Origin of the sequence: Mycobacterium celatum, from assembly GCF_002101595.1 — a bacterium.
GTDB lineage: Bacteria > Actinomycetota > Actinomycetes > Mycobacteriales > Mycobacteriaceae > Mycobacterium > Mycobacterium celatum.
This window is the reverse complement of record NZ_LQOM01000033.1, coordinates 66,506-83,613: the sequence shown is the minus strand read 5'-3', so window position 1 is coordinate 83,613 and position 17,108 is coordinate 66,506. Positions and strand designations below refer to the sequence as shown.

Genomic DNA, 17,108 nt, shown 5'->3' with positions numbered 1-17,108 from the left:
TTAGCGAGCGGATTTCAGTCCACGAGGTCCTCGTAGCGGTACTCGGTCGGAATCGGTGTGCCGGCAAGGGCGTCTTCGCGACGGCGCAACTCCACACGCCGGATCTTTCCCGAAATGGTCTTCGGCAGTTCGCAGAACTCGACCCGCCGCACCCGTAGATACGGCGCGACCCGGTCGCGCACGTATTCCATGATCGCCCGCGCCGTGTCGGCGTTGGCCTCCCAGTCGGCCGCCAGCGAAATGTAAGCCTTCGGTATCGACAGCCGCGTGTCGTCGGGCTGCGGCACCACCGCCGCCTCGACGACGGCCGGATGTTCGATGAGCACGCTTTCCAACTCGAACGGCGACACCTTGTAGTCCGACGACTTGAACACGTCGTCGGTGCGGCCGACGTAGATGATGTTGCCGTCGGTGTCGCGGCGCGCGACGTCTCCGGTGTGGTAATAGCCTCCGGCGGTGGTATTGCGGCGTTGCTCGTCGCCGAGGTAGCCGGTCATCAGATTCACCGGATGGGCGCTCAGCTCAAGGCAAATCTCGCCTTCGTCGGCAGGCCGGCAGCTGACCGGGTCGACGAGTACGACGGGGATACCCGGCAGGGGCTGCCCCATCGAACCGGGTTTGAGCGGCCGGCCGGGCCGGTTGCCGATCAGCAGCGTGGTCTCGGTCTGGCCGTAGCCATCGCGGATGGTCAGCCCCCACGCGCGCTCGACGTGGGCGATGAGGTCGGGATTGAGCGGCTCACCGGCGGACACGATCTCCCGCAGCCCGCCCGGTCGCCGGCCAAGGTCGGCCTGAATCAGCATGCGCCACAACGTCGGTGGCGCACAGAACGTGGTGACGCCGGCGTGACGGATCTGTTCCAGCAGTGCAGCGGCGTCGAATCGACCGTAGTTGTAGACGAAGATCGTCGCCCCTGCGATCCACGGCGCGAAAAAGCAGCTCCACGCATGCTTGGCCCAACCCGGTGAGCTGATCGCCAGATGTACATCACCCGGCCGCACACCGATCCACGCCGTCGTCGACAGATGCCCCACCGGGTAACTGACCTGCGAATGTTGCACCAGCTTGGGCCGGCTCGTCGTGCCGGAGGTGAAATAGATCAGCATCGGATCGTCGACGGCGGTACGGGCGGTGAACGGGCTGGCCGAGGCAACGTCGAAAGCGTCTGTGTAACAGTGCCATCCGTCGACAGGATCGCCCACCGCAATGCGCCCGTAGTCGCCGTCGATCCCGTCGAACTCGGCGGTGTCCAAGGCGTTGGCGACGACGAACCGGGCGCCGCCGCGGGTGATCCGGTCGGCCAAGTCGGTGGGGCCCAGCGCCGTGGTGGTCGGCATCATCACGGCACCGAGTTTGGCGACGGCCAGCATCGACTCCCACAGCTCCGCCTGATTGCCGAGCATCAGAAGGACCCGGTCACCCTTGGCGACGCCGAGTTGTTCGAGCCACGTTGCGAGCCGGTCCGAGCGGTCGGCCATCTCGGCGAAGCTGACCCGCTGCTCACTGCCGTCCTCTTCGGCAATCCACAGCGCGGTGCGGTCGTTGTCCCGGGCGATGACGTCGAACCAGTCAGTGGCCCAGTTGAAGACGCCGGTGAGCCGAGGCCACGACAATGCGCCGGCAAGCACCTGATCACGGGCGGCGCGGTAGCGATCGCTGTTGGTCGCCATAGCAGGATTACGCTACCCACCATGCGAAGGTCGGCGGCCGCGATCGGCTCCGCGGCGTTCTTTGTGGTGGCTCCGGGCACCGTGGTGGGGCTGGTGCCGTGGCTAATCACCGGCTGGGCGGTTCCTGGTTGCGGCGCGGCGTGGCGCGCGGTTCAGGTTCTCGGCGTGCTGCTGATCGTGGCGGGGCTCGTGCCGCTGATGCATGCCTTCACCCAGTTCGCCAAGGCGGGTGGAACGCCGATGCCGCTCGCCCCACCCGAACACCTGGTGGTGACCGGCTTCAACCGCTATGTGCGCAACCCGATGTATGTCGGCCTGCTTCTCGTCATCATTGGTCAGGCGCTGCTGTTCGGCAGTCTCAGCCTGGTGTTGTATGCCGCGCTGGTGTGGATCGCGACGGCCTCGTTTGTGCACTGGTACGAGGAGCCCACGCTGGCGCGTCAATACGAGAGCGAGTACGAAGCATATCGCCGCAACGTGCGGGCCTGGCTTCCCCGCCCGCGCCCGTGGACGCCTTGACGTTAGCGACGTTCGTTGAAGAACCTGGCGGCCTTGCGAATCGAGTCCTCGACCGGCTCCGGTTTCCAGCCCAGTTCCCGTTCGGCTTTGCTGTGGTCCAGGGGCGACATCAGCTCGGCCATGCGCACGCCGGCGACGGCGAACGGTAAGTCGCGCCGCAGAATTCGGGCGGCGATGTCGTTGGCGAATGCGGCTGCATACAGGAGCTTTATCGGCAGTGCGATCCGCGGCGGCCTGACCCCGGCGGCATCGGCGGCTATTCGATGGATCTCACGGGTGCTCAGGTAGCGATCGGAGATGATGTAGCGTTCGCCGATGCGTCCGTGGTCTGCAGCCAGAACCATTGCACGAGCGGCATCTTCGATGCCAACCACCTCGGAGGAGAAGCCGAGATAGAACGGGAACTTGCCCGCGGCTACGCGCGCGATCAGTGAGCCGTGCGGTGTCGGCTGCCAATCACCGGGACCGTAGGTCGTGGAGATGCACAGCGCGACGGCGGGCAGGCCCTTCTCGGCCGCGTACTGCATCACCAGGTTCTCAGCGGCGATGCGGGATTCGATGTAGGCACCACCCTGATGCCAATTGTGTGGATCGTTCTCGGTGACCGGTCTCTTGTCGCTGATGGCGAGGGTGCCGGTCGTGCTGGTGAACACGAACCGGTGCAAACCGGCATCGACTGCGGCGTCGAGGACATGCCGCAAGCCGTCGACGTTGGTCCTGAACAGTGGGGCGGGGTCGCGCAGCCAGAACCGGGTATCCACCACGCAGTGGAATACGACGTCGCATCCGGTCATCGCCTCGCGCAGCGCCGCGTCATCGAAAACGTCGCCGTAGCAACGCTGTACGTCGAGGTCGTCGATTCCCCGGGTCGAGCTGGTTTTCCGCAGCATCACCCGGACGTCTTCGCCGTTCTGCACGAGTTGACGCGTGACGTGCGAGCCGAGAAAACCGCTTGCTCCGATGACGAGCTTGGTGGCCATCGCGTTACCCGGCCAGCCGGCGGGCTAATTTGGCGCCGGCTTTTCGCAGCCGGTCCGAAACGCGCACGGAGAAAAGCGGATTGAAGATGTCCTCCCGCAGCCGGGTCAACTTCGAGGTCTTGATTCGCCACTGCCCGTCGATCTTCTCGTAGGTCTCGTGGTAGTGGCCGTAGCCGTTGAGGTTCAGGCCCGGTGCCAGCCGGACCACGTCCTCCAGTGCCCACACGCCGCGGGCGGTCGTCGCCGACGTCAACTCGATCTCGGGAGCGTGCACCTGGTGCACCGTGGGCTGGGACGGCTTGCCCAATGTCTTGCGGATGTAGGCGACGAACTCGTCGGCGCCCGCAATGACCTTGCCGCCGGCGGCCACGGTGTCGCTGACGAAGTCGTCGGTGAAAATGCCGCGCCAGGCCGCCCAGTCTTTGCTGTCCAGATAGCGGCAGTACCGGGCCTTCAACTGTTTGATCGACTCGATTTCGTGCAGAGCGGTCACGTCATCCATCACGGGCACCTTCCCTTGCGCGTACATTAGCCGCCGATAGCCGCGGGTTTCGCTTACACCATGAGACGCACGGCCTCGTTGCGGGCCACCGAACCCAATATCCAGATCGGCTAAGTCTCGCTGCGAGTGGGCCGGCGCTACGGTTCGTCGTCGTCGTCTTCGTCGGCGCGGAGGAGTTTTTCGGGGTGCCAGTCGGTGTTGGTTCTGGGTTGGCCGTGGTCGAGGTGTGGGGGTGGGATCCATTCGGTGTCGCCGTGGGCGTTCTTGCGGGTGGTCCAGCCGTCTTCGGCGAGCGGGTGGTGGCCGCCGCAGCCCAGCGCGAGGTCGTTGACGTCGGTGGTGCGGCATTTGGCGTAGGGGGTGCAGTGATGGGCTTCGCAGTAATAGCCGGGCACAGCGCAATTCGGAAACGTGCAGCCACGATCCCGCGCGTACAACACGATGCGCTGCCCGGGTGAGGCCAGCCGTTTGGTGTGATACAGCCCGATCGCCTTGCCCTTATCGAAAATTGCCAGATAGTGATGCGCGTGGCTGGCCAGGCGGATCACATCGGACATGGGCAACAGGGTGCCCCCACCGGTGAGCGCCGTGCCGGCGCCGGCTTCGAGCTGTTGAAGGGTGGTGGACACGATGATCGACGCGGGCAGCCCGTTGTGCTGACCCAAACCACCCGACGCGAGCAGCGCCCGACACGCAGCAATCAGCGCGTCGTGAGAGCGTTGGCCGGTGCTGCGGGTGTCGGACTCGACGGCCTCTTGCGACGGGCTGTCGTCCACGCACGCGGTGGGGTCGGCGGGGTTGCACATGCCGGGGGCGGCCAGCTTGGCGAACACCGCATCCAGGGTGGCCCGGGCCTCGGGCGTCAGATACCCGCTGATCGGGCTCATGCCGTCGGGGCCTTGCTTGCCCAGGATCAGGCTGCGCCGGCGCGCCCGGTCGTCGTCGGAGAAGTCGCCGTCCGGGTTGAGACAATCGGTGAGCTTGTCGGCCAACTTGCCCAAGTCATCGGGGCGATGCTGTGCACCCAACTCGGCCAGTTGGGCTTCCGCGTGTTGGCGGGTCTCAACATCGACGGCCTCGGGCAACCGGTGCAGGAAGCTGCGGATCACCGCCACATGACCCGCGCCGATCTGCCCGGCGCGTTGGGCGGCGGCCGTCGCGGGCAGCAGCGGCTCCAATGGTTCGCCGGTGACCGCCCGGCGTGGGCCGAGGTCTTTGGCTTCGTGAATGCGCCGGCTGGCTTCGGCGGGGGTGATGCGCAACCGGTCTGCCAACGCGAACCGCAGCGTGCCGCCCAGCTCAGTGTCGCTGGCTCTTTCGGCCAGCTGGTTGATCAGCGGGTGCTCGAGGGCGGGCAGCTGGTGGCGCAACGTTTCGCAGCGCTCCATCATCACCAGGCACTCCGGGGTGGTCAACACCTCGACCGACAATTCCAGAGCCGCGCGCAGGGCAGCCGCCAGGGCGTCGAACACCTCGACGATCTCCTCACGGCTACTCGCTAACATGTTCGAATACTATCGGCGGGGTACGACAAGTAGATCCGACGTAGAGACCGCTGAGGCCAAAGGGGCGCAAGTTATTTCAGTAATCGCGGTGGTCGTCAATTCGGTGATCGCGAGGATTGCTTCCCGCTGCTCGGCCGCCGCAGCCCGGGCAGGTAGAGATGGAGAGAACGCGACGGATTTGGCGGCGTGGGCATGCGAGCGCCGGATGGTATAGACAACGTGTGTCTCGTCCATGCGCCCGGCCAGCGGTGAACGATCTGCGGCTCGACGTCAGCGCGGCGGTCGGCGAAACGGCGTCGCTGGCGGCCACCTACTACCCCGCCGGCACGCCCAATCCGACCGTGTTGGTGTGCCTGCCCGGTGGCACGTACAACCGCGCCTACTGGCATTTAGATGTGCCCGGTTACCCCGGCTACAACTTCGCCGAATACGTCGCGCGGCACGGCTACTCGGTGGTGGCGATCGACCCGCTCGGCACGGGTGACAGCACCAGGCCGGCCCGTGACATCGCGCTGGCTGATATCGCCGTCGCACTGAATTGCGCCGTAGCGCAACTGCCTGAAATCACCTGCAGCACAGTGCCTTCCATTGCCGTCGCGCATTCTCTGGGCGGATACCTGGCGATCTTGCAGCAGACAACCTCCGCCTGTTATGCAGCGTTGGCCATTCTCGGCTGCACCAACCAACACGTCGCGCCGCTAAACCTCGACCCGGAATTCATCGCCGCGGCCGCCACGCCGCAAGGCCGCGCGGCACTGATCGACCAGTTCGCCGACATGCTTCCCGAGCCGTACATGGAGACCTCGCGCGACTGGCTGCAGAGCTGGTTCCACCTCCCCGACGTCCCGCCCGCCGTGGTGACAGCCGATAATCTGACGACGATATCGGTTGCGCCACGGTGTTTTTCGGCAGCGGCAATTCCTGGCGTGACCTCCATCGAGGCGGGACTGGTGGACGTGCCGGTTTTCCTCGGCTACGGCGCGGTGGACGTGTCACCGGATCCGCGCGCCGAGGCGCAGTTCTACCGTCGCAGCCCCGACGTCACCACGGTCGTCGTCCCGGGCAGCGCGCACTGCCACAACATGGCGTCCACCCGCCACCAGTTGTGGCGACGCCTGCTGGACTGGACCGCGGAGCAGTTAGGCCGCCCGCCGCCGATGCGGGCCGCTCGTCGGCCCGAAGAGAAGCCGGGCAGTTAGGCTGAGCCATGCCAGCACAACGCCGAGGCTTCAACGAGACCGTAACGCGATTCTGGAGTTTCGCCGCACCCGCCTACAACCTTCCTGTTCTCCAGCGATGGGTGTATCGGCCACCGCAAGACGAAGTCCTCGCCCAGCTGCGCGGCCATGGATCTCGCCGCATTGCTGACATTGCCTGCGGCACAGGGGTTCTGGCTGACCGTATCGAGCGCGAACTTCAGCCCGACGACGTTTACGGCGTGGACATGTCGGACGGGATGCTCGCTCAGGCTCGAGCCCGGTCGGAGCGAGTGCACTGGCTGAAGGGTCCGGCCGAGCACCTTCCGTTCGACGACGGCGAGCTCGACGCCGTCGTGACGACGTCGGCGTTTCATTTCTTCGACCAGCCGGCGGCGGTGCGGGAGTTTTACCGCGTGCTCACACCGGGCGGGTTGGCCGTGGTCGTTGCACTCAGCGCGCGGCGACCGTTGCTGCAGGGACCTGTGGCCAGCAGGTGGAAACCGGCGCACCACGCGTCGCCGGCAGAAATGCGGGCGATGTTCGAGGACGCCGGTTTCACGGTCACCGATCAACACCGAGTCCCCCGACCCGCTTGGATCACGTTCATCTCTGACCTGGTCACGGCCGGGACGAAGCCATGAGCGACGGCCATGGCGTGGTCGAGCGCTACCTGCGCTGCCTGGCCGCGCACGGCCGCCAACATCTCTGACGAGGAACTGTTCAGGGAGGGCCCGTTCTGTGACGTCGTGGAAGGCAAAGAACGCTACGTCGCGGCGCCGTAATTCATCGGTGGCCTGCACCTGCGAGCAGCGCCGCATACTGGCGCTCGAGCGTCTTCGACGCACCACTGCTCCAGTTGTCGGCCCCAGACTTCGACATCGGATCCGGGGAGATGTCCGCATCGCTGTTCTCGACTCCGTCAAAAATGGCTCGCGCCAAGGATTCTGGGGAGCTTTTCGGTATGTCGAGGCCTCGGGTCATGTCCGTGTCCACGGGGCCGGTCAGAACGGCGTGGACGGTCACGCCCTGTCCAGCCAGTAGGGCGCGCAGCGATTGGGTCAGGTTGAACGCAGCGGCCTTCGAGACCGAGTAGGCGGGAATGAGCGGCAAGGGAGCCAGCGCGTTCACCGACAGGTTGTTGACGATGGCTCCGCCGGCGCGTCAGCGACGGCAGGAAGGCCTGGACCATGCCGTAGACGCCAATAAGGTTGACGGCGAGGTGGCGTTCGAGCGCAGAACGATCGCTCAGGTCGTCATAGAGCGCCACGCCGGCGTTGTTGACGAGGACGTCCAGAGATTCGACTTCGTCAACCGCTTGCTGAATGTGCGCGGCATTGGTCACGTCCAGAGTAAGGGGCATGACGCGGTCGTCGGGGTGAGCCAGGGCTGTGCGCGTACCGACGTACACGCGCTTTGCGCGTCTGCTCAATGCCTCCTCGACCAGCGCCCGACCGATGCCGCGATTGCCCCCGGTAACCAGAACTGTGTTGTCGGCGATTCCCACCATGATGACGATCTCCTCGTTGACGTGTTCGATTACCAATGCAGATAAGGGGAGTCCCCTAGATTCATCGGCGCCCGGCCGATGAATCTCGACCACGGTATGTACCTCTACTCAGTAGGGGCTCACACAAGGGAGAAGCGGGCGTGCCGGTCCAAGAAGAGTTCATGCGCCGGCGGCGCCGTATCGCGCCGAGTTGATTGCGCACTGCTACCGCATGCTCGGCTCGGTGCACGACGCCGAGGATCTCGTGCAGGAGACATACCTGCGCGGCTGGCGGGCCTACGAACAATTCGAGGAACGCGCAGCGCTGCGAACCTGGCTGTACCGCATCGCGACAACCGCGTGTCTGCGGGCGTTGGAAAACCGCGCCCGCCGGGTGCTTCCCACCGGAGTGGGCACTGGCTCAGTCGACCCGGACGCGGATTTCACAGGTAACGGCAGCGACTATCGCTGGATCGAGCCGCTCCCCGACGCATTGACCCCTGAAACGGCCGTCACCGGGAAGCAAAGTATTCGGCTGGCCATCGTCACAGCGATGCAGGAGCTTCCAGCGCGACAGCGGGCCGTGCTGATCCTGCGCGGCGACGTGGTGCAGTTCAACGCCGCCGACGTTGCCGAGCTGCTGGAGACCACGCCGGTATCGGTCAACAGCGCCCTGCAACGGGCGCGCGCTCGTCTGGCCGAAGTCGACCCCGGCGAGGACGACGTCGCCGAACTCGACGACGCCGCGCTGCGCGAGCTGGTCGACCGCTACTGCGCAGCCTTCGAAAAGGCCGACATCGCTGCGCTCACCGAACTCTTGCAAGCCGACGTCAAGCTCGAGCGGCGACGGCGTTCTGCGGGCTCACTCGATACATGTCCTCGCCGCTGTGGCCAGCGCGATCCGCGGGATCGCCGTCTTTCTCGATCCGGCGCTGTTTGCGGCGTTCGGTCTGCCTGCGACGCGCTAGGCAGTAGCCCCCGGCGGGCGGCGAGGGCTTCCAACGTGTACTGAGGGCGGGGTTTTCGCGATTTTTCCGCGCTGGATACACGCTCGACGAGAATCGACGCCCTGGATCCACGGTCGACCAGTCCCGCAACGCGCTAGACGCAGCGGCGGGGATCAATCATGGACAGTATTAGGTAAGACGACCATGTCCTTGAAGGGTGACGGAATGAAGGTTCCCGGTGTAGCCACCGTGGTCGGTGGCGTCACGGGTGGCGCAGTGCAGTTGTTGCGCGCCGGGGCGCAAGGTGCGGCCGGCGCTGCAAGCGCTGTGCAGCTGGTCGCCGGCCCAGCCGTGCGGTCAACTGGCCGCATGCTCGGCGCGGTCAACAACTCCCCCGAGCGGGCCGCGCCGCCGGTGCGCTGGCAAAGCGGGCGGCGGTTACATCTAGACCTGGACCCGTTGTTGCCGTTTCCCCGCTGGCACGAGCATGCGGCGGTGGTGGAGGAGCCGGTTCGCAGGATTGCGGGCGTGGCCACCGCCCATGTCGAGGGCGCGTTGGGCCGGCTGGTGGTCGAAGTCAGAGATGACGCGGATCCCGAGCTCGTCTTGAACGCGGTGCGGGACACGGTGGCCGCTGTGGCCGCCGACTTGGCCACCACATCGTCAGAGTCCGCGCCCCGGACCGCGCCCTTCGCCGACCCCGGCAACCCGTTGGCCTTCGTGGTCCCGTTGACCGCCGCGGCGATGGACGTGGTGGCGATCGGTGCCGCGGTCACCGGCTGGGTCGTTCGGCTGCCTGCTGCGCCGCGCACCACCCGCGCCGCCGCCGCCCTCGTCAGCAATCAGCCCCGAGTGGTGTCGTTTCTCGAGTCGCGGCTGGGCCGGGTCGGCACCGATATTGCGCTGAGCGCGTCGACCGCGGCGGCGAACGGGCTGACCCAAGCGGTCGGCACACCACTGCTGGACCTTGCCCAACGCGCCCTGCAGATCTCCGAGGCGGTGGCCCATCGCGATAGATGGCGACGGCGCGAGCCGGACCTCGCCTCACCCAACCGGCCGCAAGCTCCGGTAGTCCCGGTGATCTCATCAGCCGGGTCCGGCTCCCACACGCCACGCCACAGCTGGGCGGCTGCGGAGGCGGGCGAGGCTTCGCACGTCGTCGTCGACGGCGCCATCGACGCCGCAATCGACACCGAGAAGGGGTCCATGGCCGGACCAGTGGAGGAGTACGCCGCGCAGGCCGCCAACGGTTCGCTGGTGGCCGCGGCCGGCGCGTTGCTCGGCGGCGGGGGCACCGAGGACGCCGCCGGTGCGATCCTGGCCGGCGTGCCCAAGGCCGCGCACATGGGCCGGCAGACCTTCGCGGCGGTCCTGGGCCGCGGGCTGGCGAACGACGGGCACATGGTCCTCGACCCGGGCGCCCTGCGCCGCCTGGATCGGATCAAAGTGATCCTGATCGACGGCGCTGCGCTGCGCGGCGATGCCCGCGCGGTCCTGCACGCGCGCGGAGACGCACCCGGCTGGGACGACGACCGGGTCTACGAGGTCGCGGACGCCCTGCTGCACGCCGAGCAGCCGCCGGAGCCCGACCCCGATGAGCTGCCAGCCACCGGGGCCCTGCTGCGCTGGGTCCCCGCGCAGGGCCCGTCGGCGGCGCCCGCCCAGGGGCTCGAATGCGCCGACCTCGTCGTCGACGGCGACTGCGTGGGCAGCGTCGAAGTGGGCTGGGAGGTCGACCCGTTCGCCGTCGCGCTGCTGCAGACCGCGCACCGCACCGGCGCCCGGGTCGTGATGCGGCACGTCGCCGGCACCCAGGACCTGGCTGCCAGCGTGGCGGAAAGCCATCCCGCCGGCACACCGCTGCTGAAGCTGGTGCGTGAGCTGCGGTCCGATCGCGGACCGGTACTGCTGATCACCGCGCTGCACCGCGACTTCGCGTCGACCGACACGCTGGCGGCGCTGGCCGTCGCCGACGTGGGCGTGGCGCTCGACGATCCGCAGGCCGCGGCACCGTGGACCGCCGACATCATCACCGGCACCGATCTGGCCGCGGCCGTGCGCATCCTGTCGGCCCTGCCGGCGGCCCGGCGGGCCAGTGAGTCCGCCGTGCGCCTTGCTCAGGGCGGCAGCACGCTGGCCGGGCTGCTGCTGGTCACCGGTGACTCGCGTCCGACCAGCCCGCTGGCCGTGCGGCGCTGGCTCAACCCGGTCAACGCGGCCGCCGCGACCGCCTTGGTGTCCGGCGCCGTCTCGGCGACCAAAGTGCTCCGGCTCCCCGACCCCACTCCGCAACCGCTGACCGCCTGGCACGCGCTGGACCCGGAGATCGTCTACGCGCGGCTGGCCCGCGGCGCGCGACCGTTGGCGGTCCAGCCCGGGATGCCGCCGTGGCGGCGATTCCTCGAAGACCTGTCCTACAACCCGCTCGTGGCGCCACTGCGCGGACCGGCAGCCCGCGTCATGCGGCTGGCCGCCGCGACACGCGCCGAACTCGCCGACCCCCTGACCCCCATCCTGGCCGTCGGGGCGGCGGCGTCGGCGATCGTCGGCAGCAACATCGACGCTCTCCTGGTCACCGGCGTGATGACCGCCAATGCGATTACCGGCGGCGTGCAACGGTTGCGGGCCGACGCCGCGGCCGCCGAACTGTTCGCCGAACAGGAAAAACTGGCGCGCCGCGTCGTCGTCCCGGCGGTGGCGACCACCCGACGCCGGCTGGAGGCGGCCCGGCACACCGAGCGCACGGTCACGGTGACCGCGAGTGCGTTGCGGCCGGGCGACGTGATCGACCTGGCCGCGCCCGACGTCGTGCCCGCCGATGCCCGCCTGCTGGTCGCCGAGGACCTCGAAGTCGACGAATCCTTGCTGACCGGCGAGTCGTTGCCGGTGGACAAGCAAGTGGAGCCGGTGGCCGCCGGCGACACCGAGCGGGCCAGCATGCTGTTCGAGGGCAGCACGATTGTCGCGGGGCGTGCCCGGGCGATCGTCGTGGCGACCGGCAGCGCCACGGCTGCGCAGCGCGCGATTTCGGCCGTCGCCGATGTCGAGTCGGCGGCCGGGATACAAGCCCGCCTGCGCGAGCTGACCAGCAAGGTTCTTCCGCTCACGCTTGCCGGTGGGGCCGCGGTGAGCGGTTTGGCGTTGCTGCGCAAGGCGTCGCTACGTCAGGCGGTCGCCGACGGCGTCGCGATCGCGGTGGCGGCGGTCCCCGAGGGCCTGCCGCTGGTGGCGACGTTGGCCCAGCTCGCGGCGGCGCGGCGGCTGTCGGCGCGCGGGGTGCTGGTCCGTGCTCCGCGCACCGTCGAAGCGTTGGGCCGTGTCGACACCGTATGTTTCGACAAGACCGGCACCCTCACCGAGAACCGGCTGCGGGTCGTGCGGGCGGTGCCGGCCACCACCAGCCCGCAGGGTCCGTTCCCCGACGCCGCCGATCCGGGCGCCGTCGAGGTGCTGCGGGCCGCCGCCCGCGCGTCCACCCAGCCGCACAACGGTCAGGGGCACGCGCACGCCACCGACGAGGCCATCCTCACCGCCGCGAATGGCCTTGACAGCCAAGGAGATTCGGAGTGGACGGTGCTTGCCGAAGTGCCGTTCGAGTCCAGCCGCGGCTTTGCCGCCGCAATCGGAACCCTGAGCACAGATCGGGCGGCGCCGGTGCTGATGCTCAAGGGCGCGCCGGAGGTCGTCTTACCCCGCTGCCGCTTCGCCAATGCGGACACCGACCTCGATCACGCGGAGTCGTTGGTGCACAGTCTGGCCGAGCAGGGCCTGCGGGTGCTGGCGGTGGCGCGACGCAGCTGGGAGCACGACACCAGCGACGACGACGACACCGACGCCGATGCCGTCGACGCCGCCGCCGCGCACGACCTGGAATTGCTCGGCTACGTCGGCTTGGCGGACACCGCGCGGCCGTCGGCGCGGCCACTGATCGAAGCGCTGCTGGATTCCGAGCGCAAAGTCGTGCTGATCACAGGCGACCACCCGGTGACCGCGCGGGCGATCGCCCACCAATTGGGCCTGCCGTCCGACGCGCGAGTGGTGACCGGTGCCGAATTCGCCGGCCTCGACGAGGAAGCCTGCACCAAGCTGGCCGCCGACGTCCAGGTCTTCGCCCGGGTCAGCCCGGAACAGAAGGTGCAAATCGTTGCGGCACTGCAGCGTTGCGGGCGAGTCACCGCGATGGTCGGCGACGGCGCCAACGACGCGGCCGCCATCCGGATGGCCGACGTGGGCATCGGGGTAAGCGGTCGCGGCTCGTCGGCCGCCCGCGGCGCCGCCGACCTGGTGTTGACCGACGACGACCTGGGCGTGCTGCTCGACGCCCTGGTCGAGGGCCGCGGGATGTGGGCCGGCGTGCGTGATGCGGTGACAATCTTGGTTGGCGGCAACGTCGGCGAAGTGCTGTTCACGATCATCGGGACGGCGTTCGGCGCCGGGCGGGCGCCGGTGGGGACCCGTCAACTGCTGTTGGTGAATCTGCTCACCGACATGTTCCCGGCGCTCGCGGTGGCCGTCACTCCGCAATACCCGCAGCCCGAGGAAGCCGAGGATCAGGACACCGACGCGGCGCGATGGGCCTATCAGCGGGCGATACTGACCGAGCCGGCGCCATCGCTCGACGTGCCGCTGATGCGGCAGATCATCAGCCGCGGCGCGGTAACGGCCGCCGGTGCGACCGCGGCCTGGGCCATCGGACGCTGGACGCCCGGTACCGAACGACGCACGGCCACAATGGGTTTGACTGCCCTGGTCAGTACCCAGCTGGCGCAGACGCTGCTCACCCGTCGGCACAGTCCGCTGGTGGTGGCCACGGCGCTGGGCAGCGCGGCCGTGTTGGTGGCCATCGTCCAGACCCCCGGCATCAGCCACTTCTTCGGCTGCACGCCGCTGGGTCCGGTGGCGTGGACCGGCGTGATCGGTTCCACCGCGGCGGCCACCGCCGTCTCCGTAGTGGCACCCGATTGGCTGATCAAGATAACCAGCGACGAAACACCCGCCATGCCCGAAGGCGCGTCCCCGCCCCGGCTACACGTCGTCGAGTAGGTCGTTTCGCAGCACTTTGCCGGCGGGATTGCGCGGAATGCTCTCGACGATGCTGATGTCGCGCGGCTGCTCGAAGCGAGACACCTTGTCCTTCAAGTACTCCCGCAGGGCCGATTCGTCGATGCCGCTGCCCTCCCGGGCCACGACAAATGCAGCCAGTCGCTGACCGAACTTTTCGTCGGGGACGCCGACGACCGCGATGTCGACGATGTCGGGATGCTCGGCGAGAGCGTTTTCCACCGCACGGGGATAGACGTTTTCGCCTCCCGACACGATCATGTCGTCTGCCCTGCCGACGATGAACAGCCTGCCCGATTCGTCGAAATAGCCCATGTCGCCGGTGTCGGTCATGTTGTCGACGACGGACTTGGCGGCCCCACCGGTGTAGCCCTCGAACGTCAATTCGCCGCCGACGAAGACGCGCCCCGTGACGTGCGGGCCGACCGGCTTGTCGTTGTCGTCCAAGACGCGCACCCGGCAGCCCAGCGACGGTCTTCCGACCGTTTCGGGGTTGTCGCGCAGATCGGCCGGGGTTGCCAGCGCGCCGATGCCGACTTCGGTAGAGCCGTACCCGTTGTAGAGGATGTCGCCGTAGGCGTCCGTGAACCGTCGCACCAGGTTCGGTTCGAGCCGGGCTCCGCTGGAGAGCACCACCCGCAGCGACGGCAGCGGATTTCGGGCCCGAACAGGTTGTGGCAACTCAAGAATGCGTGTCAGCATCACCGGCACCACGGTCAGCGCGTCCGCGCGATGCAGCGACGCCTGCGCCAGCGCCGCTTCGGCGTCGAACCGCCGATGGGTGAATATCGTGCCGCCGAGGGCCACGGTGAGAATCGTCATGCCGAGGCCCAAGCCGTGAAACATGGGTACTGCCACCGCGTTTCGGGAGCCGGCGCGCAGTCCGGTGCGCTCGAGGATCGTCACGCCGACGCCCACCACGCCCGGATTGATCCGGGGAGCGCGTGGCACGCCCTTGGGTTTTCCCGTCGTGCCCGAGGTGAGCAGCACGATCCGGCCCGCCCGCGCCACCCTCGGTCGCGAAGCCGGCTCTTCGGTTGCCGCCACGTCGACAGCAGTGACCGACTCGGCGGCGGCCTGCACCCGGTCGGTGAATTCGGCGTCGCAGACCACGGTTTCGATGTCGTGTGCGCTCAGCGCAGCGGCCAGCGCATCGGTGCTGAACTCGGTGTTGACCAGCACGACGTCGGCGCCGACCAAGGCGACGGCGAACACCGCCTCGACGAAGCGGCGTCCGTTGCGGCACATGACCCCGACCGACTGGCCGGGCCGCACGCCGAGACGTCGCAACTCGCAGGCCAAGGCTTCGGTCTTCGACTGCACCTCGCGGTAGCTGACCGCGCCGTCGTCGTCGATCACCGCGGTCCGGTTCGGCCACCGCGCCGCCGTGACCGCCAGCAGCGTGTACGTGCTCGTGCCGCCTCGGAGCGCCTCGTTGATGACGCGGGCCAGCGCGGCCGGGCCGGGCGGGCTGAGCAGTCGAGATCGCAGCAGGGCGCGCGCCGCGAGGGCGGCAGCACCGACGGCCGTCATGGCCGGCCCTGGTCGGAGTCGATGACCTTGCGATACCAGATCCGCGCCGCCCGATCGATCGGGCCGGCCAGCACCACCGAGGCGACTTCGGCGGGCCAGGTCCACGGCGGGGCGAGGGCGCGCGGCCGTTCGATGATCGCCTTCGCGACCACGTCGGCAGCCTGATGCGGATCCAGTCCCGGGAGCTTGCGCAAAATCGGTGTCGGCTCGATCATCCGGGTTCGCACGACCGCGAAGTAGATGGACGTGACGTCGATGCCGTCGGCGTGCAATTCCGGTGCGACACTGCGCAACCAGCGGTCGAACGCGGCTTTGGACGCCTGGTAGGCCCCCCACTGCGGGCCGGGTGGAACACGGACGCCGACACTGGAGACGTTGACGATGTGCCCGCCGCGGTTCTGGCGCATCGCGGGTAGCACCCCGAGCAGCAGCTGAATCGGGCCGAGATAGTTGACCGCGATGGTGCGCTGGAAATCGTGCGGCCGGTCGTACTGGTGGCTCAGCGAGCGGCGCAACGACTTGCCGGCGTTGCTCACCACGACGTCGGGTGGGCCGTGCTCGTCGCCGATCCGGGTGACCAGCGTGCCGATGGCGGAGTCGTCGCTCAGATCGGCCCGGTAGGCGAACGCGTGCCCGCCGCCCGCGGTGATCGATGCGACGAGGTCGTCGAGCCGGTCGGCCGAGCGGGCGACAGCCAGGACCGTCGCTTGCGCGGCGGCCAACGTGCGGGCGGTTGCCTCGCCGACGCCATACGACGCCCCGGTCACCAGGACCGTTTTGCCCGCGACGGCGCGACGCAATTTGTCTGGGTCCGCGATGCGCGCCGGGTTGGCCAGCCGGTCAATCGTCTTGCCTACCAAGTTCATCGGCCCGTACTCATGCTCAGAGTCTGACAGAGACAGCCGTCCGACCGCTGGCAAGTAGGCTGCCGATGTGAACACGACAGTGCCGCCGGCATTGCACCGGGCGCTTGAGCTACTTATCGACCCGCCGGTCGAACCCGACGTCAGCAAGGGCTATCTCGATCTGCTGGACGATTCGGCGGTCCCGAAGAACACCGGCGCGATCCAGGCGCTGTGGGCGTCGCCGATCGGGTCGCTGCTCTACGACAACGCTCAGGCGGCGGCGCGCCGGCTGCTCACCGCCTGGCAGCACCCCGTCGAGTGGCTGAACATTCCTTCGGGCGGGACTGCGCTGGATGTCGGCTGCGGCCCGGGCACGGTCACCGCGTCACTCGCGCGGGCCGCCGGCCCCGGCGGGCTGGCATTGGGTGTCGACATCTCCGAGCCGATGCTGGCCCGTGCGGTGCGCGCCGAATCCGGACCGCAGGTTGGTTTCCTGCGTGCCGACGCGCAGCGCCTTCCGCTGCGCGACGACACCGTCGATGCGGTGGTGTCGATCGCGGTGCTGCAGCTGATACCGGAGCCCGCGGCGGCGCTTTCGGAAATCGCGCGGGTGCTGCGGCCGGGCGGGCGACTCGCGATCATGGTGCCCACCGCGGGGCGGGCCGCCAGGTTCTGGCGGATGCTGCCGAACACCGGGGCCCACGTATTCGACGACGACGAACTCGGCGACATCCTCGAAGACCACGGCTTCGCCAGCGTGCGGGTCAAGAACTTCAGCACGATTCAGTGGCTGCGCGCCAAACGCGGGTAATCACGCAAATGCTGCACCACCTTGAAACAACGTCTGACCATGGCTGCGGC

General features: G+C 68.2%; 11 protein-coding genes and 2 pseudogenes. 6 read left to right on the top strand and 7 right to left on the bottom strand.

Going from position 1 to position 17,108, the window contains the following annotated elements:
• Positions 1 to 14: 14 nt before the first annotated feature.
• Positions 15 to 1,670, bottom strand: a complete 1,656-nt coding sequence (locus AWB95_RS15025) for an AMP-binding protein (RefSeq protein ID WP_085168360.1) — start codon at positions 1,668 to 1,670, stop codon at positions 15 to 17.
• Positions 1,671 to 1,691: 21 nt separating this feature from the next.
• Between AWB95_RS15025 and AWB95_RS15020 the strand changes: the two genes are divergently transcribed.
• Positions 1,692 to 2,189 carry a methyltransferase family protein gene (locus tag AWB95_RS15020; protein ID WP_062540635.1) on the top strand — a complete coding sequence of 166 codons (498 nt, stop codon included), beginning with the start codon at positions 1,692 to 1,694 and terminating at the stop codon, positions 2,187 to 2,189.
• Between the two features lie 2 nt (positions 2,190 to 2,191).
• Here the strand turns inward: AWB95_RS15020 and AWB95_RS15015 are convergent, their stop codons facing one another.
• The 3 genes from AWB95_RS15015 to AWB95_RS15005 form a co-directional block, all read right to left on the bottom strand.
• Entirely contained in the window at positions 2,192 to 3,169 is a 978-nt protein-coding gene (locus AWB95_RS15015) for an NAD-dependent epimerase/dehydratase family protein (RefSeq protein ID WP_062540634.1), read from the bottom strand.
• Positions 3,170 to 3,173: 4 nt separating this feature from the next.
• Positions 3,174 to 3,671 (bottom strand): nuclear transport factor 2 family protein, encoded by a 498-nt coding sequence (locus AWB95_RS15010; RefSeq protein ID WP_099539643.1) that lies wholly within the window; start codon positions 3,669 to 3,671, stop codon positions 3,174 to 3,176.
• Positions 3,672 to 3,808: 137 nt separating this feature from the next.
• Positions 3,809 to 5,176 (bottom strand): 13E12 repeat family protein, encoded by a 1,368-nt coding sequence (locus AWB95_RS15005; protein ID WP_062540632.1) that lies wholly within the window; start codon positions 5,174 to 5,176, stop codon positions 3,809 to 3,811.
• Between the two features lie 221 nt (positions 5,177 to 5,397).
• Between AWB95_RS15005 and AWB95_RS15000 the strand changes: the two genes are divergently transcribed.
• Together AWB95_RS15000 and AWB95_RS14995 are read left to right on the top strand one after the other, a co-directional pair.
• Positions 5,398 to 6,375 carry an alpha/beta hydrolase gene (locus AWB95_RS15000; protein ID WP_238600913.1) on the top strand — a complete coding sequence of 326 codons (978 nt, stop codon included), beginning with the start codon at positions 5,398 to 5,400 and terminating at the stop codon, positions 6,373 to 6,375.
• A gap of 8 nt (positions 6,376 to 6,383) precedes the next feature.
• The gene (locus tag AWB95_RS14995; protein WP_062540630.1) at positions 6,384 to 7,016 is read left to right on the top strand and encodes a class I SAM-dependent methyltransferase; all 633 of its coding nucleotides are present in this window, start codon (positions 6,384 to 6,386) and stop codon (positions 7,014 to 7,016) included.
• 142 nt (positions 7,017 to 7,158) lie between these two features.
• Here the strand turns inward: AWB95_RS14995 and AWB95_RS14990 are convergent.
• A pseudogene (locus tag AWB95_RS14990) lies at positions 7,159 to 7,882 on the bottom strand (SDR family NAD(P)-dependent oxidoreductase).
• Between the two features lie 140 nt (positions 7,883 to 8,022).
• Here AWB95_RS14990 and AWB95_RS14985 point away from each other — a divergent pair.
• A pseudogene (locus tag AWB95_RS14985) lies at positions 8,023 to 8,829 on the top strand (RNA polymerase subunit sigma-70).
• Between the two features lie 204 nt (positions 8,830 to 9,033).
• On the top strand, positions 9,034 to 13,851 hold the full coding sequence (locus tag AWB95_RS14980; protein WP_085168359.1) for a cation-translocating P-type ATPase: 4,818 nt from the start codon (positions 9,034 to 9,036) through the stop codon (positions 13,849 to 13,851).
• Here AWB95_RS14980 and AWB95_RS14975 read toward each other — a convergent pair.
• Both AWB95_RS14975 and AWB95_RS14970 read right to left on the bottom strand, forming a co-directional pair.
• The gene (locus AWB95_RS14975) at positions 13,834 to 15,402 is read right to left on the bottom strand and encodes an AMP-binding protein (protein WP_085168358.1); all 1,569 of its coding nucleotides are present in this window, start codon (positions 15,400 to 15,402) and stop codon (positions 13,834 to 13,836) included. The genes AWB95_RS14980 and AWB95_RS14975 overlap by 18 nt on opposite strands.
• A complete protein-coding gene (locus AWB95_RS14970) occupies positions 15,399 to 16,268 on the bottom strand; it encodes an SDR family NAD(P)-dependent oxidoreductase (RefSeq protein WP_062538907.1) in 870 nt (289 codons plus the stop codon). Before AWB95_RS14970 ends, AWB95_RS14975 begins: the two co-directional genes overlap by 4 nt.
• A gap of 67 nt (positions 16,269 to 16,335) precedes the next feature.
• Here AWB95_RS14970 and AWB95_RS14965 point away from each other — a divergent pair, with 67 nt between their 5' ends.
• Positions 16,336 to 17,058 carry a methyltransferase domain-containing protein gene (locus tag AWB95_RS14965; protein WP_085168357.1) on the top strand — a complete coding sequence of 241 codons (723 nt, stop codon included), beginning with the start codon at positions 16,336 to 16,338 and terminating at the stop codon, positions 17,056 to 17,058.
• Positions 17,059 to 17,108: the final 50 nt, after the last annotated feature.